The organism is Fulvivirga ligni, from assembly GCF_021389935.1.
Lineage (GTDB): Bacteria > Bacteroidota > Bacteroidia > Cytophagales > Cyclobacteriaceae > Fulvivirga > Fulvivirga ligni.
Window position 1 is genome coordinate 1,309,875 of sequence record NZ_CP089979.1, and the last position, 24,400, is coordinate 1,334,274.

The window sequence follows — 24,400 nt, forward strand, 5'->3', positions numbered from 1 at the left end:
TTAGTCGTTTATGTCATCATCCTCTTCTTCAGGGATGTCCAGGTCATCAATTAGTTTGTCGATTTTAGACGCTCTTTCTTCTACCTCATCTATGAAAAATATAAGTTCGGGAACTATCCTTACTTGCTTACCTATTTTATTTCCCAGATCTCTTCTGAGCTCACTTTTGCGGCTGTCTATTTTGTCTAATAACTCTTCTTTATCTTTCACGAGCATCATGGAAAGATAAATTTTAGCTACACTTAAATCCGGACTCATTTTTACATCAGCCACTGTAACGAAAGAATTGCTGAAAATTCCCTGCTTATCCTTCTGAATAATATCGCTGAAGTCTTTCTGTATTAATCGGGAAAATTTCTGTTGTCTCTTACTCTCATTCATAGCTGCAAATATCTGATTTTATTATAATCTCACGGTTATATTTTAACACAACCTTTTCATAACTTAAAGGTTTAAAGTGTGATGAGCTTTGGTGGTTTATGTCAAGGTTAAATATTTAGCCATATAAATGAAAAGGCTTTTGAAAATATTCTTTTAATTTGGCGAGAAGCCAATAAAATTGAAACTTTTTGCTCAGTTATTTTAGAATAAACGATCCGTATAGGCTGGTTATAATTTTTTTCATCCTTCTGGCCTTTCGTCTGCCTGTGATGATGAGCTCAGGTGGTTTAACACTGCCAGAGCTGAACTACATGCTTGTAGGTGAAAAACTTAACCAGGGAGCTTCATTGTATGAAGGCTTATGGGATAATATCGCTCCACTGTCAGCTTTAGTATATGCTTCTATTGATTTCTTATTCGGAAGGTCTCAGCTGGCTTATCAAATTGTAGCCCTTGTACTTGTTTTCTTTCAGTGCCTTGTGTTTAACAAGCTAATGCTGGATAGAAAGGCCTTTAATGAAAATACTTATATTCCTGGCCTTATGTACGCTGTACTCATGTCATTTTTCTTTGACCTGTTTACGCTTACCCCGGTACTTATGGGTATGACATTTCTGTTGCTCGCTTTGAATAATATTTTTAATCATATAGAATTTAGGGCGAAAGAAGATGAGAAAATATTGAATATAGGCATATACATTGGCTTGGCCAGTTTGTTCTACCTGCCTTACTTCATATTCGGAATTACAGTGCTGTTAATTTTTATGATTCTTACAGGTACTGTAGCAAGAAGGTATTTGTTAATGCTTTTTGGTCTGTTTTTGCCTTTATTAATTACAGGCTGCTACTTTCTTTTAAGAAGTAGACTAAATGTTTTTATCTATAATTTCCTTAATCCTCTATGGCAATATCAAGCAGATCATTACATGGCCTTGTGGCAAATTGCTATTGTTTTTGCAGTGCCAATGGGCTTATTGATATTCTCTTTAGCCAGATTAAGTCAAAGGGCGAGATTTAATAATTATCAGAGCCGGGTTACTCAAGCCATGTTTTTGCTCCTGATTTTTTCGGTGATATTTATTCTTATCAGCGGCCAGCTTACTCCGAACATATTTATTGTTTTTATGCCTTCCATGGCCTTTTTTCTAGCTCATGGTTTTTTGGTGTTTAACAGAAGATGGATTGGTGAAATAGTATTTACGCTGTTTCTTATTGCAACAGTACTAGTAGGTTTGGGTACTTATTTCGATTTTTCATTTACTGCGAAGTATATAGATGAAACAGAATACCTGGTTAACAAGAAGGATGGGGATAAGTGGGAGAGTAAGAAAGTTCTTATTCTGGATGATGACATTACGCCTTATGCTTCGGCATTTGCAGCTACTCCTTTCTTAAACTGGCAGCTGGTAGAAGGTTTATTTAGAAATCCTGAATTTTATGATAACCTGACCATTATTCATCAGGGTTTTCAGGAAGATATGCCGGATGTTATTATCGATACTCATGATGTGATGCCTCCCATATTAGAGAGGCTACCACAAATGAAATTGAAATACCGAAAAGAAGGTAATACCTATTACTTAAAAGGTTAGCAGCTAATCTTATTTACTCTTCTCTCGTGTCTACCACCTTCAAAGTCTTGAGTTAAAAAGGTCTTGGCTATAGATTTAGCCAGGTCTTGAGATATAAATCTCGCAGGTAAACATACAATATTAGCATTGTTATGCTCACGAGCTAAAGATGCAAGTTCCTCCGTCCAGCAGATAGCGGCACGGATACCCTGGTGCTTATTTGCAGCCATAGCTACACCATTAGCACTTCCGCAAATAAGTATACCTAGTGGACTTTCTCCTTTTTCTACTGATTCAGATACAGGATGAGCAAAGTCAGGATAATCAACAGAGTCGCTGCTATGAGTACCAAAATCTTTCACTTCATAGCCTTCAGCTTGAAGGTATTCTACCATCATGGTTTTATAGTCAAAACCCGCATGGTCAGAGCCAATAGCAATTGTTTTATTCATAGTATTAGTAGTTATCCTTTTGCGTCATTAATTCGTTTTTTCTCTGCTTTCTAGCCACATATCGTGAGATAAGTATACTAGCTTCATACAAGCCGAAAAGAGGTAATGATATGAGTATCTGGCTCAAAGGATCTGGAGGAGTAAGTATAGCACCCATGATCAAAATCACCACTATCGCGTGCTTACGGTACACTTTCATTAATTCAGGTGTGATCAAGCCAATTTTGGATAGTACATACACCACAATAGGGAGCTGGAATAAAATACCACTACCGAGAACAAGAGTTGTAAGTGTACCAACATATGAAGTGATGTCAAACTCGTTAAAAACGATATCACTTACTGTATAGTTGGCAAGGAAATTCACTGAAAGCGGAGCCAGAATGTAGTATCCAAATAATACACCCATGGCAAATAATAGAGTAACAAAGAAAACAGCTCCTCGGGTATTTTGCCTTTCTGTGGTATATAATCCAGGCTTTATGAAGCGCCAGAATTCCCAGAATACATAAGGAAAAGTAACAATCAGACCAGTGATGACCGATGTAGTAATGTGCATGGTAAACTGCCCCGTCATCTGTCGGCTTTGTATTTTGAAAGGAACACTTTCTATACACAAAGCCTTAGAGTTGATCAGGTCGCTAATCTTACAAAGCATTTTGAAGGTCCAGAAGTCAGGTTTGGCTGGTCCAAAAATCACTGTGCCGAACACAAAATCTTTCATAACAAATGCAGCTATTGAAAAAACTAAAATAGCTGCAAGAGCGCGGATCAGGTGCCATCTTAACTCTTCGAGATGGTCTATAAAAGACATCTCGTTCTCATCTCCTAACTGATCTAGTTTTGGTACCACTATTTATATAACGGGAAGTTTTTCATCCAGGTATTAACCTCAGATTTAATCTGGTTAAGTTCATCATCATTTTCGTGGTTAGTAAGACATCTGTCTATTAAATCAACCACTTTGGTCATATCATCTTCTTTCATACCTCTGGTAGTGATGGCAGCAGTACCTATTCTCATACCTGAAGTAACAAATGGAGACTGATCATCAAAAGGAACCATGTTCTTATTAATAGTAATGTCAGCTTTGATCAAAGTGTTCTCAGCAATTTTACCAGTTAAGTCTTTAGATCTCAGATCTATTAACATCATGTGGTTATCTGTTCCTCCAGAAATGATTTTATAACCTTTATCGATAAATGCTTTGGCCATTACTTTAGCATTTTTAGCTACCTGAACTACATATTGTAAGTAGTCATCGCTTAATGCTTCTTGATAAGCTATGGCTTTAGCGGCAATTACGTGCTCTAATGGTCCGCCTTGTGTCCCTGGGAATACACCAGAATCTAATATGGCAGAAATTTTCTTTATTTCTCCTTTAGGAGTTTTTAGTCCCCAAGGGTTTTCAAAGTTTTCACCTATCATTATCATTCCACCTCTTGGTCCTCTCAAGGTTTTGTGAGTAGTAGTGGTAACAATATGGCAATGCTCCAATGGATCATTTAATAATCCTCTGGCAATAAGCCCTGATGGATGTGAAATATCTGCTAATAATAAAGCTCCTACCTCGTCTGCAGCTTTTCTTAATGTTGCGTAGTCCCAGTCACGGCTGTAAGCGGAAGCTCCACATACAATTAACTTAGGCTTTTCTTTCTTAGCAGTTTCTACAACTTTATCAAAATCGATAAGGCCGGTTTCTTTTTCTACACCGTAAGAAGTTGGCTTGTAAAGCTTACCTGAAAAGTTTACCGGTGAGCCGTGAGTAAGGTGACCTCCATGAGATAGGTCAAAGCCCAATATTTTATCACCTGCTTCTAATACGGCTAGCATCACTGCGGCATTAGCCTGAGCTCCAGAGTGCGGCTGCACATTTACCCAGCTAGCACCAAAAAGCTCTTTAGCTCTATCGATGGCCAACTGCTCAATCTCATCCACCACTTCACAACCACCATAATACCTCTTGCCTGGCAGGCCCTCTGCATATTTGTTAGTAAGCACGGTGCCCATAGCTTCCATCACTTGTGGTGAGGTAAAGTTTTCTGAAGCAATTAGCTCTATGCCAGACTCTTGTCTGTGCTTTTCTTTTTCAATTAGGTCGAAGATTGCTGTATCTTTTTGCATAATTTTTTATGAGGTGTGAAATGGAAGCCTCAAAAATAGTGTAACCACTACATATTAACAATATTGTGATGCCCGATTCTTTAACTCAGCCATTTTTTTTATATTGCTCGAATAAAATGCATTAATATGAAAACCAATCTACCTAACTTATTTGCTATTCTAATCCTTCTATTCTGCCTTAGCTGCGACAGCATGGTGCAGGAGCATGGTAATGGAAATATTACCTCTAAAGAATTTCAGTTCGAGTCTTTTGATAAAGTTGATATCAGTGGTGCTTTCGAAGTTCACTTACGAAAAGCATCTACCACTGGAGTAACCATTACTACTGATGAAAATCTTCATGAGTTCATAAAGACAGAGCTAGATGAAGATGTTTTGAAAATATGGTCGGAAAGAAATCTGGACAGCGATGAGCCTATTTTACTAGAGGTGAACTATGATAAACTACAGGGTATATCTGCAGGTGGAGCATCTTCCATAGAGGGACAAGACCAGATTACAGGAGATTATCTAAGAGTTGAAATGTCTGGCGCCGGTGCTATTGATCTTGATGTATCTTTAAAAGCATTAAGAGTAAGTATTTCTGGAGCCGGAGCAATGGATCTAAAAGGAGAAGTTTTGGAGCAGTATATAGATATGAGTGGTGCGGGTAGTTTGGAAGCATTTGGTCTTAAGAGCCAGACATGCGAGATCGAACTTAGTGGCGTAGGTGGTGCTTCGGTGTTCGTAGAGAAGAGATTGGAAGCTACTGTAAGTGGGGTAGGTGGAGTCTCATATAAAGGAGACCCCGAAAATGTTATTTCCAATGTGTCAGGCATTGGATCTATTAGTAAAGCAGATGACTAAACCTGCAGTTGCTTCAGATACATTTGTATTGTATTCTCCAAGCCCAGATAAATAGCATCACAAACTAGCGCATGACCAATTGAAACCTCATCTATTTCAGATATTTCTTTAGCGAGATAGGCGAGGTTGTCAAGGTCGAGATCGTGGCCAGCGTTTATTCCAATGCCTGCCTCATGGGCCGCTTTGGCGGCTTCTTTAAATGGAGCGATGGCTTTTTCTTTATCAGCAAGATAGGCCGTTGCATAACTCTCAGTATATAGCTCTACACGGTCAGCGCCCATTTTTGCTGCCATTTCTACCATTTTAGGGTCAGGATCAACAAAGATTGATGCCCTTACACCTTGATTCTTTAGCTCTGTTACAATTTCTTGTAGGAAAGAATAATGACTAACTGTATCCCAGCCAGCATTAGAAGTTAATACATGTGGTCCGTCGGGTACCAAAGTAGCTTGAGCTGGTTTGGTTTTCTGAACCAATTCCATGTAACGGTCATCCGGGTAGCCTTCTATGTTAAATTCCGTGGAAATCACTTTTTTAAGTTCTATCACATCATTGTATCTGATGTGCCTTTCATCAGGTCTTGGATGAACCGTAATTCCCTGTGCTCCAAACCTTTCACAATCCAGAGCCGTCTTTACAACGTCGGGATTATTGCCCCCACGGGCGTTTCGTAATGTGGCGAATTTATTGATATTTACACTTAACCGAGTCATGGAATTTTTTAATATTTATACCTTTGTATCGAAAACGCAAAAATAACAACTAGAAAAAGAAAACTTATAGATATGAGCCTGAAACAACAAATTGATCAAGATATAAAGAGCGCCATGCTGGCAAAGAAGAAGGAAGAACTTACCGCTTTAAGAGCTATAAAGTCTGCTATTTTGCTAGCTGAGACCGAAAAAGGTGGTGGTGAAGGTCTTAATGAAGACGCAGAAATAAAACTTCTAACTAAGGCGGCTAAGCAAAGAAAGGAGTCTGCAGAACTTTATGATAAAGAGGGGAGAGCAGATTTAGCAGATAAAGAAAAGTTCGAATACGAGGTAATCAGCAGATATCTTCCAGCTCAACTTTCTGAAGAAGAACTTAAGGCTGAAATAGAAGCCATTATCAGTCAGGTAGGAGCAGCCGGTCCTCAGGATATGGGGAAGGTAATGGGTGTAGCCTCTAAGCAGTTAGCAGGTAAAGCTGATGGTAAAATGATAGCTAGTGTGGTTAAAGATTCTCTGAATAAGTAATTGAGCATTCTAGACATTATCTTATTGGGTATCATCCTTTTTGGAGCCTATAAAGGATATAAAAAAGGGTTTTTGCTAGAAATTATTTCTATCATAGCCTTTTTTCTTGCCATTGTAGGAGGTTTCAAGCTGCTTCATTTGGGAGTTCAGTTTTTAGATGATCATTTCCAGATTAGTGGTGAGTTACTTCCATATATCTCCTTCATAATAATATTTATTTTGATAATATTATTAGTGAATCTGTTAGGAAAGGCCCTAAAGAAGATTATTGATCTCACTTTACTTGGCTCCATAGATAACCTGGCCGGTGCCATGTTGTCAATGTTGAAATGGGCATTCGGAGTTAGTGTGATTTTGTGGCTAAGCAATTCTTTCGGTATAGACCCTCCAGAAAAATGGACGGTAAATTCTGTACTATATCCACATATTCTCAACTTTGCGCCTTTAATGGTAGAGTATTTCTCTGTGATAATGCCTTTTGCCCATGATTTATTCGAAATTATAAAGGAAACACTCCAAGGTGATTCTATTACTGGATAATTATGATTCCTTCACATATAACCTGGTAGATTATTTTGATCAATTAGGGGTGGAAAGCCATGTGCTGCGTAATAGTGTTCCTCTAAGTGAGATCAAAAAGAATTTATATAAAGGAGTAGTGCTGTCTCCAGGTCCGGAAACTCCTGAGAAAGCAGGTAATTTGATGGAGGTGATAGATTACTATCATAACAAATTACCGATGTTAGGCATCTGTTTGGGGCATCAGGCCTTAGGACAGTATTTTGGGGCTAATCTGATGAAGGCCAAAGCTCCAATGCATGGAAAAATTAGTTCAATCTCACATTCTGATGATATTCTTTTTAAGAATTTGCCTAAAAAGATTAATGTTGTGAGATATAATTCACTTTTGATAGAAGGAGGTGCTCACTGTGAGGTGATTGCCAAGACATCAGAAGACGAGAATATGGCCCTTAAACATAAGGATTTGCCACTGTGGGGAGTACAGTTTCACCCGGAGGCGGCACTTACAGAAAACGGCCTTGAGATTCTCAGAAATTGGTCAACTTATAATAAGATAGCAGTTTAAATTGCTCAATTTTGTTTACTTTAGTAACAGTCAGTAAAATATTATGGCATTAACTATAAAAGAGGAAAATCAGTTTAAATATATAGACGAGGGGGCAGGAGAAGTATTATTATTACTGCATGGATTGTTCGGAGCGTTAAGTAATTGGGAAGGTGTAGTTAATCACTTTAAAAGTAACTACAGAGTTGTAATTCCATTATTGCCTATCTATGACATGCCTCTAAAAAAGGCTGGGTTAGATGGACTTAATAGTTTCGTAGAAGACTTCGTAAAGCTAAAGGCTTTAAATCAAATGACTTTAATTGGGAACTCACTTGGTGGTCATGTGGGTTTAATATATACCTTAAACAACCCTGATAAAGTAAAGAACCTGGTGCTTACCGGCAGTTCAGGTCTTTTTGAAAATTCTATGGGAGGCTCATTTCCTAAAAGAGGTAGTTATGAGTACATAAAAGAAAGAGTGGCTTATACCTTTTATGATCCTGAAACGGCCACAAAAGAACTGGTAGATGAGGTTTTTGAAACTACTAAAAGTATTCCTAAGTGTTTAAGAATAGTAGCTATTGCCAAATCTGCACAGCGCCATAATATGGCAAAAGAAATACCTAAAATCCAACACCCTACATTATTGGTATGGGGGCTTAATGATACCATTACTCCACCACTTGTAGGACACGAATTCAACAAACTAATCCCTAATTCCGAGCTGCATTTTATTGATAAGTGCTGCCATGCACCAATGATGGAGCGCCCAGAAAAGTTTAACAAAATACTAAGTGAATTCTTAGAAACGAGGCCAAATGATAGCTAAGGAATTAATAAATCATATGATTCCACCATTAAAAGCTGGAGATAACGCTCACAAAGCTATTTTATGGATGGAGGAGTTACGTTGTAATCAGCTGCCAGTAGTAAAGGATGAAACCTTTCTTGGACTGATCACTGAAGATATGATACTTGAGGCAAATGATATTGAAAATGAAATTTCATCATTTGACCTTTTAGGTGTTAGATGCTTCGTATATGACAATAGTCATTTTTACGAGGTTATAAAATTAGCTGCTGATAATGACGTGCAGATGGTAGGCGTGCTTGATGAGCAAAATAAATATATGGGTGTAATCACGGTGCAAGACACTATTACTTCCTTTGCTCAATCTGCCGCGGTACAAATGCAGGGAGGAATTTTAGTCCTTTCTATAAGTCAGATAGATTATTCTATGTCAGAAATTAGTCGTCTTATAGAAGAAAATAATGTTAAAATCCTCAGTAGCAGCGTGAAAGTGGACGAGCTGGATCCCTCCAAAATTAAACTTACTTTAAAATTAAACCGATTAGACCTTACTCATACTGTAGCTACTCTGGAAAGATTTGGATATAAAATTATAGCCAGATTTCAGGAAACTAAAGTTCAGGATGATGAGAAGGAAAAACTCGATATGCTACTTAGATATCTGGATATTTAATACAGTAGCCATAAATAATTAAAAATCTCGATGAAGATAGGTATCCACGGAAAGGAATTTACTCAAGATACATCGGAGTTTATTCTTTCAGTATTTGATGAGCTTAAGAAAAGATCTTGTGAGGTTGTAGTTTCATCAGAATTTAAGGAGCATTTATTATTCAATGAACTTGAATTATCCAATATTCAGGCGTATCAAGCGGGTGAAGATCTAAGTAATTTGGATTTTATGCTTACTCTTGGGGGTGATGGAACTCTTCTGGAGGCTCTAACTCATATTAAGGATAAGCACGTTCCTATATTAGGTATTAATACAGGCAGGCTGGGTTTTTTGGCGACAACCGCTAAAACTGAGCTGGATAGTGCTCTTGAGAGTTTGTTCAATGGTGATTATGATTACGATGATAGAACATTATTGAGGTTAGACTCTGATATCAAGGCTTTTGGAGACCTCAATTTTGCATTAAATGATTTTGCCATCCTAAAAAAAGATACATCATCTATGATTACAGTACATGTATATATAGATGGTGATTTTTTAAATTCCTATTGGGCAGATGGTATCATATTATCAACTCCAACCGGGTCTACCGGTTATTCTATAAGTTGTGGTGGCCCTGTAGTTTTGCCCCATTCTGATAATTTTATACTTACGCCTGTTAGTCCGCATAACTTAACAGTGCGTCCAATTGTAGTTCCTGATGAATCGGAGCTAACATTTACCATTGAGGGAAGGAGTAATAATTTCTTAATCTCTTTAGATTCTAGATTTGAAGTAGTAGATAGTTCAGTAAGTCTTACAATACGTAGAGAAAGTTTTAAGGCGAGATTGGTAAAATTAAAAGGGAATAGTTATTTTAAAACTCTGAGACAAAAGTTAAATTGGGGCCTGGATGTGAGGAATTAAATTTTAAACCAAAAAATTAATGATTACTTTTGGTGTTAATCCTGTATTAGTCTATTGGTTAGGGTTGTAAAGAAATTAAAATGAAGAAACTTTTTGTAATTGCTTTTTGTGCATTTTTATATCTCATTTCGGTTCAGGATGTATCGGCTCAGATTAGAAGTAGGAAGATAAAGAAGAATAATAAACGCATTTCCAATTACAGAGGTAGAAAAAATACTTTTGGTAAAGAGAAGAGGTATAATTATGTAGGTGTTTCTCTTAACGCCTTTAACTACTTTGGCGATTTAGCTCCCCTACCAAGCAAATTAAGTACAGACATTTCATTTACTAAGCCAGGTATTGGTATTTTCTACGGTCACAGATTTGGTCCTAGGTATTCATTGAGAGCTTCTTTCACTTATGGAACCGTGAGTGGTAATGATTATGAATCAGCAGATCCAAATGATGATAACGCTAAGTTTAGGTACGTAAGAAACCTCCATTTTAGAAATCGAATTAAGGAGCTAACTGTAGTGGCTGTATTTGATTTAGTGAAGAATGAGTCTTCATATATCAGCAGAGCTCAAATTACACCTTATGTATTTGGTGGTCTTACTGTTTTTCATCATAACCCTCAAGCATATGTTCCTGAGGATTCAGGCTTTGATGAGGCAGGTACTTGGATCGATCTTCAGCCATTAGGTACCGAAGGTCAATATGCGGATTTGCAGCCAGGTGACGTAAATGAGAGTATTAAACCTTATAAGAATATTCAAATAGCTATACCCCTAGGAATTGGTGTAAGATACAGGTTGAACCAGGTGGTGGATATATCTTTTGAAACGGGTATGCGATACTTGTTTACTGATTACCTGGATGATGTCAGCCAAAATTATGTGAATCCAAGTAGGTTCACTGGAGAAAATGCTGACTTGGCCAGATATATGAGCGATTTATCTCAGTACCCTAATGACCCGGTGTCAGGAAACGCTAGAGATTTGTCAAACCCTGAAATAAGTGAAATCATGAACAATACTTATGAGGTTGATGGTGTTACAAAAATCAGAGGCTACGGATCAGAAAGTAGAGATAATATGAGGGGCAATAGCAATGAAAAGGATCTTTATTTCGTTAGCACTTTTAAGGTGGCATTTATCATAGGTGCATCCTTCAGAAGAGCTAAATTCAGATAATATGAATAAATTGAAAGTATTGTTTACAGGGAAGCTTCTATGGAGTTTTCCCTTTTTTATATATTTAATTTTTATCTCAAGCCAGCTCCACGCTCAGGAAACAGAAATAGGTTTCGGTGTTGGTGGCTTTAAGTATTCTGGTGATTTATCACGTGGCATTAATCTCAAATCTATTAACCCAGCCGCCACCGCATTCTTCAGATCTAATATTAGTAAAGCAGTAAGTTTTCGTGTAGGTGCCACAGCCGGAAAACTAGGCGCCAGCGATGAAAGCGCACCTATTGATGTCTTCGCTGAAAATAGAGATGCCAGTTTTGATGTATTCCTTTTTGAAGCTTCCACTGTTTTTGAATACCATTTTCTCAAATGGCGGGAACAATCGACCATGCTGCGATGGACCCCTTATTTTTTTGGGGGATTTGCCATTTTTGGCGTTTCAGGTATGGGCGAAAAGCCAGAGGAATACAGTAACATCCAACCTTCTGTGCCTTTCGGTTTTGGTTTTAAATATGTATTGAACCCTAAATGGTATATGGGTCTTGAATTTGGAGCAAGAAAAACGTTTTTTGATTACTTAGATAATGTTAGTGCTGGAGACGGTGTGATTAAAGACTATCAGTACGGTAATAAGTACGATAATGACGCTTATTATTTTATAGGATTAACATTAAACTACTCTTTTTACACCATTCCTTGTCCAACTAATCCTTACAAGAAAAATTACAGAAAAAATTAAAAAAGGCGATAAATAAGCTTTTTTTCGTTAATAAACTTAATTTTGCAATCTTGTGTCCATGCCAAAAGAAAATATTGTGAAAGAATCGCTTCCTAAGCACATCGCCATCATTATGGATGGTAATGGAAGATGGGCTAAAAATAAAGGAGCAGCCAGAATTTTTGGTCATAGGAATGCTGTAGCCGCGGTGAGAGATGCGACCGAAGGTTGTGCCGAGCTTGGGGTGGATTATTTGACACTTTATGCTTTTTCCACTGAAAATTGGGGGCGTCCTGCTGAAGAGGTGATGGGCCTAATGGAGCTTTTGGTGGCAACTATTAAGCAGGAATTAAAGACCTTACAAAAGAACAACGTAAAGCTGGCTGCTATAGGAGATATTGAAGCTCTTCCAAAGCGCTGCAAGAAGCAATTAAGAGAGGCCATTGAACTTACAAAGAACAATTCTGGTCTAACTCTCGTACTAGCTTTAAGTTATAGTGGACGTTGGGAAATAATTGAAGCAATTAAACGTTTAGCCGTAGACGTTAAAGAAGATAAACTTAAGTTAGACGACATCTCAAGTGAGGTGTTTGAAACTTATTTGAATACCGCTAACATGCCAGACCCTGAACTAATGATAAGAACAAGTGGGGAAATGCGTATTAGTAATTTTTTACTTTGGCAGTTAGCATACACAGAAATTTACTTTACAGATAAATTGTGGCCAGATTTCAGAAGACAAGATTTGAATGAAGCCATAATTGCCTATCAAAATAGAGAACGCAGATTTGGTAGAATAAGCGAACAGGTGAACACTTGATATTGATGAAAAAGACATTACTCTTCCTATTATTAATTTTTTTATTTATAGGCTCTGCTGATGCCCAATTCAGGAGACGTTCGAATAGAACAACACAAGACGAAGGTGGTTTAAACTACTCTAACCCAAAGGAATATACCATTGCTGATATTCAGGTTACAGGACTTAAAATCTTAGACAAAAATGCCTTGATCTCTCTTAGTGGATTGAAGGTAGGTGATAAGATTAAAGTACCCGGAGATGCCATTAGTGGAGCAATCCGAAAATTGTGGAAACACGGTTTGGTGGGTGATGTGTCTATAGAGATTGACAAAGTAGATGGGGAGCAAGTTTACTTGAATATAGCGCTTTCAGAAAGACCTCGATTAACGGGCTTTACTTTCGAAGGGACTAAGAAAAGTCAGGAAAGTGATATCAGAGAAGATTTAAACCTAATTAGAGGTAGGATTCTAAGTGATGCGATTATCCGTAACAGTGAGTTAACGGTAAAAAAGTATTACAAAGAAAAAGGATTTTTATATGCTGATGTAAAGGTTATTCAACAGCAAGACACTATAAATACTGATGGAGTTAAGCTTCGTATTGTTGTTAACCCAAAGGCCAAGGTTAAGGTTAACAAAATTAACATCATTGGTAACGAAGAGTTTGACGACAATAGAATTAAAAAGAAAATGAAGAAGACTAACGAGAGAGTTAGACTTTCTTTATTTAAAAGAGCCGCAGAGGTTGTGGTTGGAGCCTTCAACCCTAAAAATGTTAAAAGCTTTGTTGATTCTACCTACGAAGTATCTGGTTCTGAGCTTAAGGCATTTTTAAATGATAACGTTAAACTTAACTTCTTCAACTCCACTAAATTTATCGAGTCTGAATATGAGAATGATAAGAATGCGATCATAGCTTTTTATAATTCTAAAGGATATAGAGATGCTGAGATTGTTAGAGATACAGTTTATGTAAATAATGAGAATTCTATAAATATTGATATTGAAATCTCAGAAGGAAGAAAATACTATTTCAGGGATATTATCTGGACTGGAAACTTTGTTTATAGTGATGAGACATTAAATAACGTACTCGCCATAGAGAAAGGGGATGTTTATAATAAGGAGTTGATTGACAAGAAGCTTACTTTTAACCCAAAAGGAGCTGATATCAGTGGGCTTTACATGGATGACGGATACTTATTCTTTAGAGTTAATCCAGTGGAAGTGGCCGTTGAAGGTGATTCGATTGATGTAGAAATGAGAATCTACGAGGGTGAACAAGCTACTATTAAAGATGTTATTATAACTGGTAATGAAAGAACCAGAGATCATGTAATTAGACGTGAATTGTATACCATCCCTGGTGAGAAGTTTAGTAGATCAGACTTGATCAGAACTCAGCAGATACTTGGTCAGTTAGGCTATTTTGATCCAGAGCAAATTAATCCAGTTCCAAAGCCTAACCCTGCGGATGGTACAGTAGATATAGAATGGAATTTAGTTGAGAGATCTAGTGATCAGATAGAATTATCTGGAGGCTGGGGAGGTCAGCTTGGTTTCGTTGGTACTTTGGGACTTTCTCTAAATAACTTCTCAATGAGAAACCTTATTAAAGGGAAATTCACTCCGATTCCAGTTGGAGATGGACAGAAGTTATCGATGCGTGTTCAGGCTACGGGTCGTCAGTATCAGAACTATTCTGTATCATTTACAGAACCATGGTTAGGAGGAAAGAAGCCTAACTCATTTACTGTGAGTGGTAACTATTCTATTCAAAGAAGTCGCTTTACAGAATATGATGAAGATGGCAACGCCTATCTGCCTCCGTATGGAGAGTTTAATGCTCATATTTCAGTGAAAGGAATTACAGTTGGTCTTGGAAAGAGACTTCAATGGCCAGATAACTATTTCATGTGGACCAATTCCATCTCTTATATGGTTTATGGTTTGAATAATTATCAATTTGGAGGTCTTGGATTCTCTAATGGTAATGCTAATAGTATTGCCTTTAATACTACGATCTCTCGAAATAGTGTAAGCAACCCTATGTATCCGATGGGAGGCTCTACTATTTCATTAAGTGCTACATTCACTCCTCCTTATTCAGCATGGAGAGATATTGATTATGATAATGCTAGCCCTGTAGATAAGTATAAATGGATCGAATATCACAAGTGGATGTTTGATTCTAAGTATTATCTGAATTTAGTGGGTAAGTTAGTGCTAGAAGCTAAAGCTCACTTTGGGTTTATAGGGTCATACGGGAAGAAAGCAGGTATTGGTCCTTTCGAAAGATTTAAGTTAGGAGGGGATGGACTTGCTGGACAAAACTTTGTACTAGGTACTGATGTGATTGGATTGAGAGGTTATGAGAATAACTCTATAACTCCACCTTACACTACCGTAGGACAAAATCAGATTCAGGGTGGTATTGTTTATGATAAGTTTGGCTTAGAGCTTAGATACCCGGTCACTACAGGTCAGGCGGCAACAATCTATGGTTTTGTTTTTGCTGAAGCCGGTAATAATTTTGACAACTATCAGGAGTTTAATCCTTTTGAAAATTATAGATCTGCTGGATTTGGGGCTAGAATCTTTATGCCTGCCTTTGGTTTGATTGGTATAAACTGGGGTTATGGCTTTGATACTTTACCTGGTCAAACTGAAAGAAGTGGAGCTCAGTTCCATTTCACAATTGGTCAGCAAATAAGATAGTAATCAATAAAATGATCGTATAAACGTTAATTCATCAAAATCCTAAACCATGAAAAAGATTCTATTTTTATTTCTGGCATTATTTTCGATAATTAATGTTTACGGCCAAAAGTTTGGATATGTCGACACCAACTATATCCTGAGCAAAATGCCAGAATATAAAGAGGCTCAAGCTGAGATGGAAAAGCTATCTCAGGGGTGGCAAGATGAAATCAAAGAGATGTCTAAAAACATCGAAGCTATGTACAATGAACTACAGGCTGAAGAGGTTTTGCTTACCGCTGAAATGAAGAAAGATCGCATGGCCGAGATCGAAAGAAAAGAGGATGAACTGAAAGAATACCAGAAGAAAGTTTTTGGTTTTGAAGGTTTATTCTTCTTGAAGAAAAAGGAACTTGTAAAGCCTGTTCAAGATAAGGTTTTTGAAGCCATAGAACATGTATGCAAGGAGCAGCGTTTAGCTATTATGTTCGATAAGGCCGGTGAATTGGTGATGATTTATACTGATCCTAGACACGATTATACAGATTATGTGTTAGATGATCTGGGACTTGGCGATCCGAACGACGTAATAAAGTAGAATGTTTAATTTAGAATATATCATGAAAAACAAATTATTTTTAACCCTTATAGCTTTTTCTTTCCTAGGGCTTGCTTCAGTAAATGCTCAAACTACGAAAATTGCCTATGCAGATGTTGATTATATTTTAAGTCAATTACCGGACTCTAAAACAATAGAAGCAGACCTAAATACTCATAATACTCAATTGCAAAATCAGTTAGAGGCGAAGTATCAGGAGTATCAACAAAAATTACAGGCTTATCAGCAGGGAGCAGCTACAATGGACCCAGCTATTCGTCAGGATAAAGAAACTGAATTAGCACAACTAGAGCAAAGAATTCAAAAATTCCGTCAAGATGCTCAGAGCTCATTGCAGAAGAAGCAAATGGATTTGATGCAGCCAGTTTATGAGAAAATTGGTAATAACATAGAGGCAGTAGCTAAAGAAAATGGTTATGCTTACGTGTTAAATGGACAGATTGCTGGTGTTGATGTTGTTCTTTACGCAGATGCGAAATTTGATATTAGTGATTTAGTTTTGAAGAAAATGGGAGTTACTCCAGCTTCGAAATAATAACATATAGAAATCTTAAATGAGCCCCTTTTTAGGGGCTTTTTTGTTATGTCAATAACACCTCCAAAATTAGAAAAAGGTCAAAGAGTCGGTATGATTTCACCATCACGAATGATTACTCCTGACCAGGTTGAATTATCTTTTGAAGTCCTAACTGAATGGGGCTTGAACGTGGTTAAAAGCTCATCTTTATTTCATCAAGATGGTTATTTTGGAGGAACAGATGAGGAGCGGTTAACTGAATTGCAAAGCTTCTTAGATGACCCGTCCATCAAGGCTATCTTTTGTGCAAGGGGTGGATATGGCATGACCAGAATTGTAGATGATTTGGATTTTACTAAATTCATGGAACACCCAAAGTGGATCGTAGGATTTAGTGATATTACTGCGCTACATTTAGCTCTAGATAAAGTAGGCTTTGAAAGTATCCATGGGCTGATGCCTGTTCAATTTAGTTATTCGGGTGTAGAAGAATCATTAGCCAGCTTGAGAGCACTGCTTTTTGAAGAGCGCACTGAATATCTCATTAGCCCAAATGATCATAATATAGAAGGCGAAGTTTCTGCTAAGATAATAGGTGGGAATTTATCCCTGCTAGCTGAAAGTCTCGGTACCAATACTGAGATAAATACGGATGGAAAGATTCTATTCATAGAGGAAATAGATGAATACCTATACAAGGTGGACAGGATGCTCATGCAATTGAAAAGATCAGGCAAGTTTAACAATCTCGCCGGGGTTATGCTGGGAGATTTTTCTGATATGAAGGATACACAAATCCCGTTTGGAAAGAATTTCTATGAATTGGTACTGCGCTATTTTAATCATGTACCAGTGTGTTTTCAATTTCCAGCCGGGCATGAACCACATCACCTGGCACTACCCATTGGAAGGGTAGTCCATCTGAATGTCAATACTGACAGTGTTAAATTAGTCTGCTGAGTTACCAAAGCCACCACCTCCAGGTGTATATATGGTTAAGACATCACCTTTTTCCACATCTAGAGAGGCACACGAGTCTAATTGATACGGATTTTCTCCAGGCTTGCAGATAGTTTGTATACCTACTGAACCTGACTTACCACCTTCCAGACCGTAAGGTTCTTTTATTCTGTGCTGTGTTAATAGAGTCAGTCTTAGGTGTTCTAGAAATTTAATTTCCCTTACAATACCATCTCCACCTCTCCACTTACCTGATCCACCGCTGCCTTTTCTAATTTCAAACTTATTGAGCCTTACCGGATATCTCATTTCCATTATTTCAGGATCTGTAATTTTGGTGTTTGTCATATGTTGGTGCACTGCATCTGCTCCGTCAAAGCCATCTCCAGCTCCCACTCCTCCACAAATGGTTTCATAATATCCGAAATGATCATTTCCAAAAAGCACATTATTCATTGTTCCCTGGCTGCAGGCTGCCATTCCCAGAGCCTTTAAAAGAGTGTCTGTCAATCTTTGGCTTACTTCGGTATTTCCACCTACAACAGCTGGAGACCCTTCTTTAAAATTAGGGTTGAGCAGGCAGTGAGGTAATATTATGTTTACATGTTCCATTAAGCCTTCGTTGAGCGGGAGCTCTTCGTCTAAAAGGAGCCGTAGTACATAGAGGACCACGCTATTTACAATAGCTTCAGTGGCATTTAAATTATTGGGATGGGTTGGAGATGTTCCTGTAAAATCAAATGTAACGTTGTTTTTAGCAAAACTGATTTTGACCTCAAGAATGGAACCATCATCAAGCTCTTCGGTGGCTGAGTATGATGTCCCTTCTTTATCGCTTAACTTTTGCCAAAGCTTTTTATCCACGTAGTTTTTTAATTTTTGCATATATGCATCCACAGTAGTGGTCCCGAATTGCGTACAAAGCGACTCTAATTCTTGAATGCCTTTTTGAAGTGACGCTACTGCCCCTTCCAAATCAGCCATGTTTTCCTGGATGGACCTTGTCGGATATTTGGCGTTTAAGAAGACTTTTTTAATATTTCCCCACTGAAATTCGCCTCCTTTTGATAAATGTTGAGGCTTTATAATAACCCCTTCTTCCTCCAGAGAAGTGGCATTGGTGGGCATCGATCCGGGGGTTTTACCACCAATTTCAGCATGGTGCGCTCGATTAGCCAGGTATCCAATTAATTGACCATCAATAAACACGCCTGTAATCAAAGTGATGTCAGGCAGATGTGAGCCTCCATATGCCGGGTGATTGGTTATGATAATATCTCCTGGCTCAAGGTTTATTTCCTCAATAACTTTTCGCACGCAAATACCCATGCTTCCCAAGTGCACCGGAATATGTGGAGCATTTACAATGAGAAAACCATCTTTGTCTAATAATGTGCATGAAAAATCCAGCCTTTCTTTAATATTTACAGAGAATGAGGTTCGCTGTAATTGCGTTCCCATCTTCTCTACAATACCTGTGAATCTATTTTTAAAAAGTTCCAAGTTGGCCATTTCTGGCTGCTCCATGCTTTCTAATTTCGACTGATCTTCATCTTTATTAAGTATAGCATTATTATGTTGGTCAATGTGGAAAGACCAATTTTTTTCTATGAATAGAGTGCAGTTATTGCTAACTACTATTGCAGGACCAGTAATATTAGCCCCTGATTGTAGTTTTTCCCATCTGTAGTAGTTCACATCCGTCCGTCCGGTACTTGTGAGGCATGATTGAGAACCGTCTTCAGTAGGGCTGTACTTTGAGATGTTTTGTTTCTCCGTTTTAAACAAATCAGGGCTTACAGCGGCTATCAGCTTAGCTGACTCTATCTCTATGGTTCTGTGTTCTAATTTGTGGGCATATACCGATTCGTATTTAGAATAGAAGGCCTCTTGAATATTAAGGCCTGGAGTGATTTCTAGTTCCACAGTGGCCTCTTGTCCCTTATATCTTAAATAGAGTAGTTTTTTCTTGATATAGACTTTCTCTTCTACAAAGCCCTGGTCTAAAAGAGTATGTCTTGCATTATCTTCTAATTCCTGCCAAATAGCTTCTAACGAGTTTTTTTCATGCTGGTATGCTTCTAGAATTTGCTTTTCTGCAAACTGCTCAATGTCTGCCTTTCCTATTCCATAAGCACTTAGTAAACCTGCATCGTAAGGGACGATAATGGTTTTTATATTTAATAATTCGGCAATAGCGCAAGCGTGCTGTCCTCCGGCTCCGCCATATGTAACCAGTGCATAATCGGATGGAGAATATCCTTTTTTTACAGAAACCTTTTTAATGGCTTCCGCCATTTTTTCATTGGCGATGTTCAGGAAAGCAAGCAAGTTTTCATCATTCAGTTCGACCATGTTTTCCAATGCCAGCCTTGCGCCTTCTTTGTCTAAAGGAATGCTAAAATTAGATTCTACAATTCTCCCGCTCAGTAGATTTATGTCAGTTATAGAAAGTGGACCATTTTCACCATAGCATGCTGGTCCTGGAGTAGAACCAGCGCTTTCGGGGCCAACTTTCATAATATCATCCTTTATGCTGCAGATGGAGCCGCCCCCGGCAGCAATTGTCTCAATGGATAAACCTGGACTAAGGATAGTGGCATCACCTACTTTGGTTTCGTATTGATAGTCGTAACCGTCGTTATATATAGCCACATCTGTGCTGGTGCCGCCCATATCAAAAGTGATAATTTTACTATATCCTGATAGCTCAGCTATTGTCTTTGCGCCCACAATTCCCCCAGCGGGACCACTGAGTAAGCTATCTTTAGGGGTAAAATGATCGGCATTAACGATGGCTCCGGCGCTCGTCATAATTCTTAAATGACTCTCACCAAGTTTATCTAATATGCCATTTAGATAAGATTCAATTACAGGTTGCAGGTAGGCGTTGGCAACAGCTGTTTCGGCACGACTAAGTATTTTTATATTGCTGGAAATAGCTGAGGAGCAGGTAATGTTGCTAAAGCCTTGTGATAATAGAAGTTCTTTTAATCGGTTTTCATGAACGTTATTCTGATAACTATTCATGAATGCAATAGCAAACGAAGTTGATTTATCAATAGACTTTAAAGTGTTGGTTAATCTATATAGGTGATCTTGAGTGAGTTCTGTAACAACTAACCCGTCGTTATCTAATCTTTCATTTACCTCAATCACATCTTTGTAAAGTGGTTTTGGCTTTTGAATATTTAAACTGAAAATATGAGGACGCTGCTGTGAGCCAATTGCAATAAGATCCTTGAAGCCTTTGGTAGTGAGAAAAATTACATCTGCTCCTTTCCTTTCTAGTAAAGCATTTGTTCCTTTAGTGGAGCCCAATCTCATATCAATAGGGGGAAGGTCTTGGTTTAGGCGCGTGGAAGTGAGAATTCTACTGGCCAGTATAGGCACTTCTTCACCACTGGTAAGAGTAAAGTCACCAGGTTTTATACTGGTGGATTTCTGAAATGTTATTATGCTGTTTTCAAAATCTATCGAGTCAATAAGATGATCATCTTGATTGCCAATTTGGCTGAGTTTGTAATTCTTAAAAATGTCATCAGCTATTTGCCAATGCATTTCAGCCTGATACTTGAAGTCGTCAATTTTATTGATGATTTTACCTTTCAGTCGGCTGCTGCTCAGTATTTTTAGTCTTTTAGTAGATCCTTCCGGGGTTATAGCAATGCAATCTGTGAAAGTGCCACCAGTATCAATAAAAATTTGCCACATATCAGTAGTTGTAAACGAAGAGAACAAAATATCACGTTAATATATTATACATTAAGAGATTAAGAAAGTTATTTAGAGTATGCGTACCGTAAGAATGTTAATATTTGTGTTTCCCTGGTTTCTGGCAGTGGTGTTGGCCTTTTGGCTTTATTGGGATAATCGTGATGAAAAACAGGAATCTGAGTTAATTATTAGCAATAGTACGATACTTCAGAAGGTAGAATCGCTGGGTAAGATGGAATTAGTCAGGTACAACTTTAAGGAAATAACTGAGTTGAAACAGGTTAGTAAGGAATATTTCAGACTGTTCAAGTTAGGGCCGGACTCAAAGATTGCACTAATCAGTGCCGGTCATGCTGTTGGGTGTATTGACTTAACAAAAGTTCAGGAAAAGGATATTTCCATTCAGCAGGATACTATATTTATGCGGCTGCCTGCTCCGGAAATTTGCTATTATAAACTTGATATGGAGAATACTAAGATTTATGATATGCAAACAAATCCATTAAAGGATGAGAAGGCATTTATCCAAAAGGCCTACAAAAATGCTGAGCGTGAAATTAGAAATGCAGCTATGAATTCTGGTATTTTGGATCAAACCAGGGCCAATGCAGAGCTTATTATGAAGCCGATGCTGGAAGAGATGAGTGGTAAAGTAGTAATCTTGACAGATGATATACCTGCAACGACTATTGAGCTTAACTAAGCCATGTCTCTCAGGATATCCCAAACTAACTCTGCCTCGTAACCTTTTTGAATAGCGTGATTAGCTATTTTTCGTTTCCGAATGAACATGTTGGTTTCGCTCAACGCAGCATCTTTCTTATCAATGATATGGTGAAGAGCTTCCAAATAATCGCTTTCTTCAATTTCTTCCATACCTTTTTTAATACAATAGTCTGATAGCCTATGTTGCTTTAGTCCCTGCATTATTTTTACTCTACCCCATTTTTTCATTCGGAACTTACCGCCCACATAGCTTTTGGCAAATCTCTCTTCGTTAATAAAGCCATCAGTAATTAAATCAGTTAGTACGTTTTCCACTTCATCTTGATAAAGTCCGTATTCGTAGAGTTTGTCACGTACCTGTTGTTGAGTTCTTTCCTGATAAGCACAAAAATCAGCTGCTTTTACCTTTGCTTCTTTCATGGTAAAAGTTCTGCGGGGCTTTTTATTATGCTCGTTGTATTCCATTGGCTTAAAAATAAAAGGCTCTCATTTTTAATAGAGAGCCTTCAATAAGTCTTTTGTGATTTTTATTTCACAAGTTTTTTTCTCTTCAGAATGCTTTCAACAAATTTTCTTTCATTGTCATTATTAAAAATCTTGAAAGGCAGGTGTATTAGCTGAGCCTTATTGATGATTAGTAATAAATGATCTTTTCCGATGCTCGCACTTTTTACCTGATCCCATTTAATAGGCATTCCTTGTCTTGGATTCAGTTTAATAAGTATTTGTTGACTATTGATTTCGTAAGAAAGCTTTTCAAATAGCATTTTGGTTTGTTCCAGCTGTGTAACACCTGCAAACTGAATAACCCAAAATAGAATATAAAGAACAAGGGCTATGGTTGCACCAATGATCCACCACATATTTGGAATCCAGAAATATCCGGCGCAGATGGCAAGAGCAATAAGAAATACCCACCACTGTTGTTTCAATACATTTAATAAACCAAGCTTGATATATGTGTTGCTTTCTAGTTTATATTTTTTTGTTTTTACAATCATGATATGTTTGAAAATAAATTAAATGCGAATGTTTTAGTTAGCTTTTAGGCTGATGTCAAGACTTTTCACCGAGTGTGTGAGCGCTCCTACAGAAATGTAATCAACGCCACATTCTGCCACCTCACGAATGCTTTTTTCAGTAATGCCGCCACTGGCTTCAGTTTTATATTTGCCATCGATAAGTTTAATGGCTTCTTTCATTACAGAAGGCATCATATTATCCAACATGATGATATCCACACCGCCTACAGCTAAAACCTCTCTTACTTCCTGGATGTTTCTGGTCTCTATTTCAATTTTTAGTTTCTTACCTGTTTTCTTAAGGTAATCTTGTGTGGCATGAATAGCTTTTTCAATGCCGCCGGCAAAATCAATATGATTATCCTTGAGCATGATCATGTCATATAAAGCAAATCTGTGATTTTTACCACCTCCAATTGAAACAGCCCACTTTTCAGGAAGCCTAAAGTTAGGCGTTGTTTTTCTGGTATCTAATATTTGAGTGTCAGTGCCAGCGATAAGTCCACATAAATAATGCGTGTAGGTAGCTATACCGCTCATGCGCTGCATGCAGTTAAGCACAAGGCGCTCGCAGGTTAAAATAGATCTGGCAGATCCTTTTACAATTAAGCCAATATCCCCATTATTGATCTCTTCGCCGTCCTTTTTCAAAATCGTAAGTGAAAGACTAGGATCAAAATGGTTGAAAATTTTCTCTGCAAGGTCCATTCCTGCCAAAATGCCATCATCTTTAAATAGCAGCCTTGCCTCGCTCTGCGTACCTTCAGGTATTGAGGCTAAAGAAGAATGATCTCCGTCACCCACGTCTTCTTGCATAGCTTCTGAGATGAAGCTTTTTATCGATTCCTCTGTTAAGTAGGTCAATTCCATCGTGCAAAAATAAAAAAAGCACTGATTTAATCAGTGCTTATTTATAGAAATGAAACTTTCTTCTATTCCTTTATAAAGCTTATTTCATGGATCAGGTATTTATTGCTTGAGCTTTTTATCCTTACCCAAACCCGATAAGTCTGATCATTTGATAAATATTGGCCGATTGCATAGGGTAATCCACCCTTAGATGCTCCCTGGTGAACAATGGTAAAACTAGTTGGTGGATTGTTTTTGAAAAAATCTTTCATCACAAACTCTGCTTGAGTTTTGCTATAGCTCTGCATCTCACCGTCCAGCGTTACATCTACATTTTGATTAAAGAATTTGGCAATCTCTTTAGAACTTCCAGTCTTAATGGCTTCTTTCACATCATTGATAATGTCTCCCTGAGCGCTACAATTGAATGAAAAAAGTATTCCTAAAGAAAAAATAAAGCCAAATATTACACTGTGTTTTTTACTGTTCATCTGATTTTGAAAAGTTCTACATTTCTGATGAGGCTAAAAC

The 24,400-nt window shown here is 37.8% G+C and carries 26 protein-coding genes; 16 read left to right on the top strand and 10 right to left on the bottom strand.

The annotated features are described in order from the left end of the window. Complete coding sequence (gene rbfA / locus LVD16_RS05840; RefSeq protein WP_233772986.1) at window positions 1–381, bottom strand: 30S ribosome-binding factor RbfA; 381 nt, start codon at window positions 379–381, stop codon at window positions 1–3. Between the two features lie 188 nt (window positions 382–569). Here rbfA and LVD16_RS05845 point away from each other — a divergent pair, with 188 nt between their 5' ends. Continuing rightward, window positions 570–1,973 carry a hypothetical protein gene (locus LVD16_RS05845; RefSeq protein ID WP_233772987.1) on the top strand — a complete coding sequence of 468 codons (1,404 nt, stop codon included), beginning with the start codon at window positions 570–572 and terminating at the stop codon, window positions 1,971–1,973. Here LVD16_RS05845 and rpiB read toward each other — a convergent pair. Genes rpiB through glyA form a run of 3 tightly spaced genes read right to left on the bottom strand, consistent with a single transcriptional unit; the run spans window position 1,970 to window position 4,528 of the window. Continuing rightward, a complete protein-coding gene (gene rpiB / locus LVD16_RS05850) occupies window positions 1,970–2,404 on the bottom strand; it encodes a ribose 5-phosphate isomerase B (protein ID WP_233772988.1) in 435 nt (144 codons plus the stop codon). The genes LVD16_RS05845 and rpiB overlap by 4 nt on opposite strands. A gap of 4 nt (window positions 2,405–2,408) precedes the next feature. Next, a complete protein-coding gene (gene tatC / locus LVD16_RS05855) occupies window positions 2,409–3,218 on the bottom strand; it encodes a twin-arginine translocase subunit TatC (protein ID WP_233774576.1) in 810 nt (269 codons plus the stop codon). A gap of 38 nt (window positions 3,219–3,256) precedes the next feature. Beyond that, window positions 3,257–4,528, bottom strand: coding sequence for a serine hydroxymethyltransferase (gene glyA, locus LVD16_RS05860; protein ID WP_233772989.1), 1,272 nt, complete (start codon window positions 4,526–4,528; stop codon window positions 3,257–3,259). 126 nt (window positions 4,529–4,654) lie between these two features. Between glyA and LVD16_RS05865 the strand changes: the two genes are divergently transcribed. Beyond that, complete coding sequence (locus tag LVD16_RS05865) at window positions 4,655–5,374, top strand: head GIN domain-containing protein (RefSeq protein WP_233772990.1); 720 nt, start codon at window positions 4,655–4,657, stop codon at window positions 5,372–5,374. Here the strand turns inward: LVD16_RS05865 and LVD16_RS05870 are convergent. After that, window positions 5,371–6,087 (bottom strand): pyridoxine 5'-phosphate synthase, encoded by a 717-nt coding sequence (locus LVD16_RS05870; protein ID WP_233772991.1) that lies wholly within the window; start codon window positions 6,085–6,087, stop codon window positions 5,371–5,373. The two genes, LVD16_RS05865 and LVD16_RS05870, sit on opposite strands and share 4 nt — an antisense overlap. A gap of 72 nt (window positions 6,088–6,159) precedes the next feature. Here LVD16_RS05870 and LVD16_RS05875 point away from each other — a divergent pair, with 72 nt between their 5' ends. The 13 genes from LVD16_RS05875 to LVD16_RS05935 all read left to right on the top strand — a co-directional run bounded on the left by LVD16_RS05875 (window position 6,160) and on the right by LVD16_RS05935 (window position 17,555). After that, on the top strand, window positions 6,160–6,612 hold the full coding sequence (locus LVD16_RS05875; RefSeq protein WP_233772992.1) for a GatB/YqeY domain-containing protein: 453 nt from the start codon (window positions 6,160–6,162) through the stop codon (window positions 6,610–6,612). Next, window positions 6,613–7,152 carry a CvpA family protein gene (locus tag LVD16_RS05880; RefSeq protein ID WP_255697848.1) on the top strand — a complete coding sequence of 180 codons (540 nt, stop codon included), beginning with the start codon at window positions 6,613–6,615 and terminating at the stop codon, window positions 7,150–7,152. Then, window positions 7,133–7,699 carry an anthranilate synthase component II gene (locus LVD16_RS05885; RefSeq protein WP_233772994.1) on the top strand — a complete coding sequence of 189 codons (567 nt, stop codon included), beginning with the start codon at window positions 7,133–7,135 and terminating at the stop codon, window positions 7,697–7,699. Before LVD16_RS05880 ends, LVD16_RS05885 begins: the two co-directional genes overlap by 20 nt. A gap of 43 nt (window positions 7,700–7,742) precedes the next feature. Continuing rightward, window positions 7,743–8,510, top strand: a complete 768-nt coding sequence (locus tag LVD16_RS05890) for an alpha/beta fold hydrolase (RefSeq protein ID WP_233772995.1) — start codon at window positions 7,743–7,745, stop codon at window positions 8,508–8,510. Beyond that, the gene (locus LVD16_RS05895) at window positions 8,500–9,165 is read left to right on the top strand and encodes a CBS domain-containing protein (protein ID WP_233772996.1); all 666 of its coding nucleotides are present in this window, start codon (window positions 8,500–8,502) and stop codon (window positions 9,163–9,165) included. The genes LVD16_RS05890 and LVD16_RS05895 overlap by 11 nt, the downstream gene beginning before the upstream one ends. A 30-nt stretch (window positions 9,166–9,195) precedes the next feature. Then, window positions 9,196–10,071 (top strand): NAD kinase, encoded by an 876-nt coding sequence (locus tag LVD16_RS05900; protein WP_233772997.1) that lies wholly within the window; start codon window positions 9,196–9,198, stop codon window positions 10,069–10,071. A gap of 80 nt (window positions 10,072–10,151) precedes the next feature. Then, window positions 10,152–11,243, top strand: a complete 1,092-nt coding sequence (locus tag LVD16_RS05905; RefSeq protein WP_233772998.1) for a DUF6089 family protein — start codon at window positions 10,152–10,154, stop codon at window positions 11,241–11,243. A gap of 1 nt (window position 11,244) precedes the next feature. Further along, window positions 11,245–11,979 (top strand): type IX secretion system protein PorG, encoded by a 735-nt coding sequence (porG, locus tag LVD16_RS05910; protein ID WP_233772999.1) that lies wholly within the window; start codon window positions 11,245–11,247, stop codon window positions 11,977–11,979. 58 nt (window positions 11,980–12,037) lie between these two features. Beyond that, window positions 12,038–12,778, top strand: coding sequence for an undecaprenyl pyrophosphate synthase (gene uppS / locus LVD16_RS05915; protein ID WP_233773000.1), 741 nt, complete (start codon window positions 12,038–12,040; stop codon window positions 12,776–12,778). 5 nt (window positions 12,779–12,783) lie between these two features. Continuing rightward, the gene (locus LVD16_RS05920; protein WP_233773001.1) at window positions 12,784–15,477 is read left to right on the top strand and encodes a BamA/OMP85 family outer membrane protein; all 2,694 of its coding nucleotides are present in this window, start codon (window positions 12,784–12,786) and stop codon (window positions 15,475–15,477) included. Window positions 15,478–15,526: 49 nt separating this feature from the next. Next, window positions 15,527–16,057 carry an OmpH/Skp family outer membrane protein gene (locus LVD16_RS05925; protein WP_233773002.1) on the top strand — a complete coding sequence of 177 codons (531 nt, stop codon included), beginning with the start codon at window positions 15,527–15,529 and terminating at the stop codon, window positions 16,055–16,057. Between the two features lie 22 nt (window positions 16,058–16,079). Beyond that, complete coding sequence (locus LVD16_RS05930; RefSeq protein WP_233773003.1) at window positions 16,080–16,613, top strand: OmpH/Skp family outer membrane protein; 534 nt, start codon at window positions 16,080–16,082, stop codon at window positions 16,611–16,613. Between the two features lie 93 nt (window positions 16,614–16,706). Then, window positions 16,707–17,555: a S66 peptidase family protein gene (locus LVD16_RS05935; RefSeq protein ID WP_233773004.1), complete on the top strand. Its 849-nt coding sequence runs from the start codon at window positions 16,707–16,709 to the stop codon at window positions 17,553–17,555. Here the strand turns inward: LVD16_RS05935 and LVD16_RS05940 are convergent. Beyond that, window positions 17,544–21,269 carry a hydantoinase B/oxoprolinase family protein gene (locus tag LVD16_RS05940; protein WP_233773005.1) on the bottom strand — a complete coding sequence of 1,242 codons (3,726 nt, stop codon included), beginning with the start codon at window positions 21,267–21,269 and terminating at the stop codon, window positions 17,544–17,546. The genes LVD16_RS05935 and LVD16_RS05940 overlap by 12 nt on opposite strands. Window positions 21,270–21,348: 79 nt before the next feature. On the opposite strand from LVD16_RS05940, the gene LVD16_RS05945 reads away from it, so the two are divergent. Then, window positions 21,349–21,975 carry a DUF4230 domain-containing protein gene (locus LVD16_RS05945; RefSeq protein WP_233773006.1) on the top strand — a complete coding sequence of 209 codons (627 nt, stop codon included), beginning with the start codon at window positions 21,349–21,351 and terminating at the stop codon, window positions 21,973–21,975. Here the strand turns inward: LVD16_RS05945 and LVD16_RS05950 are convergent. From LVD16_RS05950 to LVD16_RS05965, 4 genes are all read right to left on the bottom strand, one after another. Then, window positions 21,972–22,463, bottom strand: coding sequence for a regulatory protein RecX (locus LVD16_RS05950; RefSeq protein WP_233773007.1), 492 nt, complete (start codon window positions 22,461–22,463; stop codon window positions 21,972–21,974). The genes LVD16_RS05945 and LVD16_RS05950 overlap by 4 nt on opposite strands. Before the next feature lie 62 nt (window positions 22,464–22,525). Next, window positions 22,526–22,999 carry a YcxB family protein gene (locus LVD16_RS05955; protein WP_233773008.1) on the bottom strand — a complete coding sequence of 158 codons (474 nt, stop codon included), beginning with the start codon at window positions 22,997–22,999 and terminating at the stop codon, window positions 22,526–22,528. 33 nt (window positions 23,000–23,032) lie between these two features. Then, window positions 23,033–23,890, bottom strand: a complete 858-nt coding sequence (gene nadC, locus LVD16_RS05960) for a carboxylating nicotinate-nucleotide diphosphorylase (RefSeq protein WP_233773009.1) — start codon at window positions 23,888–23,890, stop codon at window positions 23,033–23,035. 62 nt (window positions 23,891–23,952) lie between these two features. Further along, a complete protein-coding gene (locus tag LVD16_RS05965; protein WP_233773010.1) occupies window positions 23,953–24,360 on the bottom strand; it encodes a DUF4783 domain-containing protein in 408 nt (135 codons plus the stop codon). Between the last annotated feature and the right edge of the window lie 40 nt (window positions 24,361–24,400).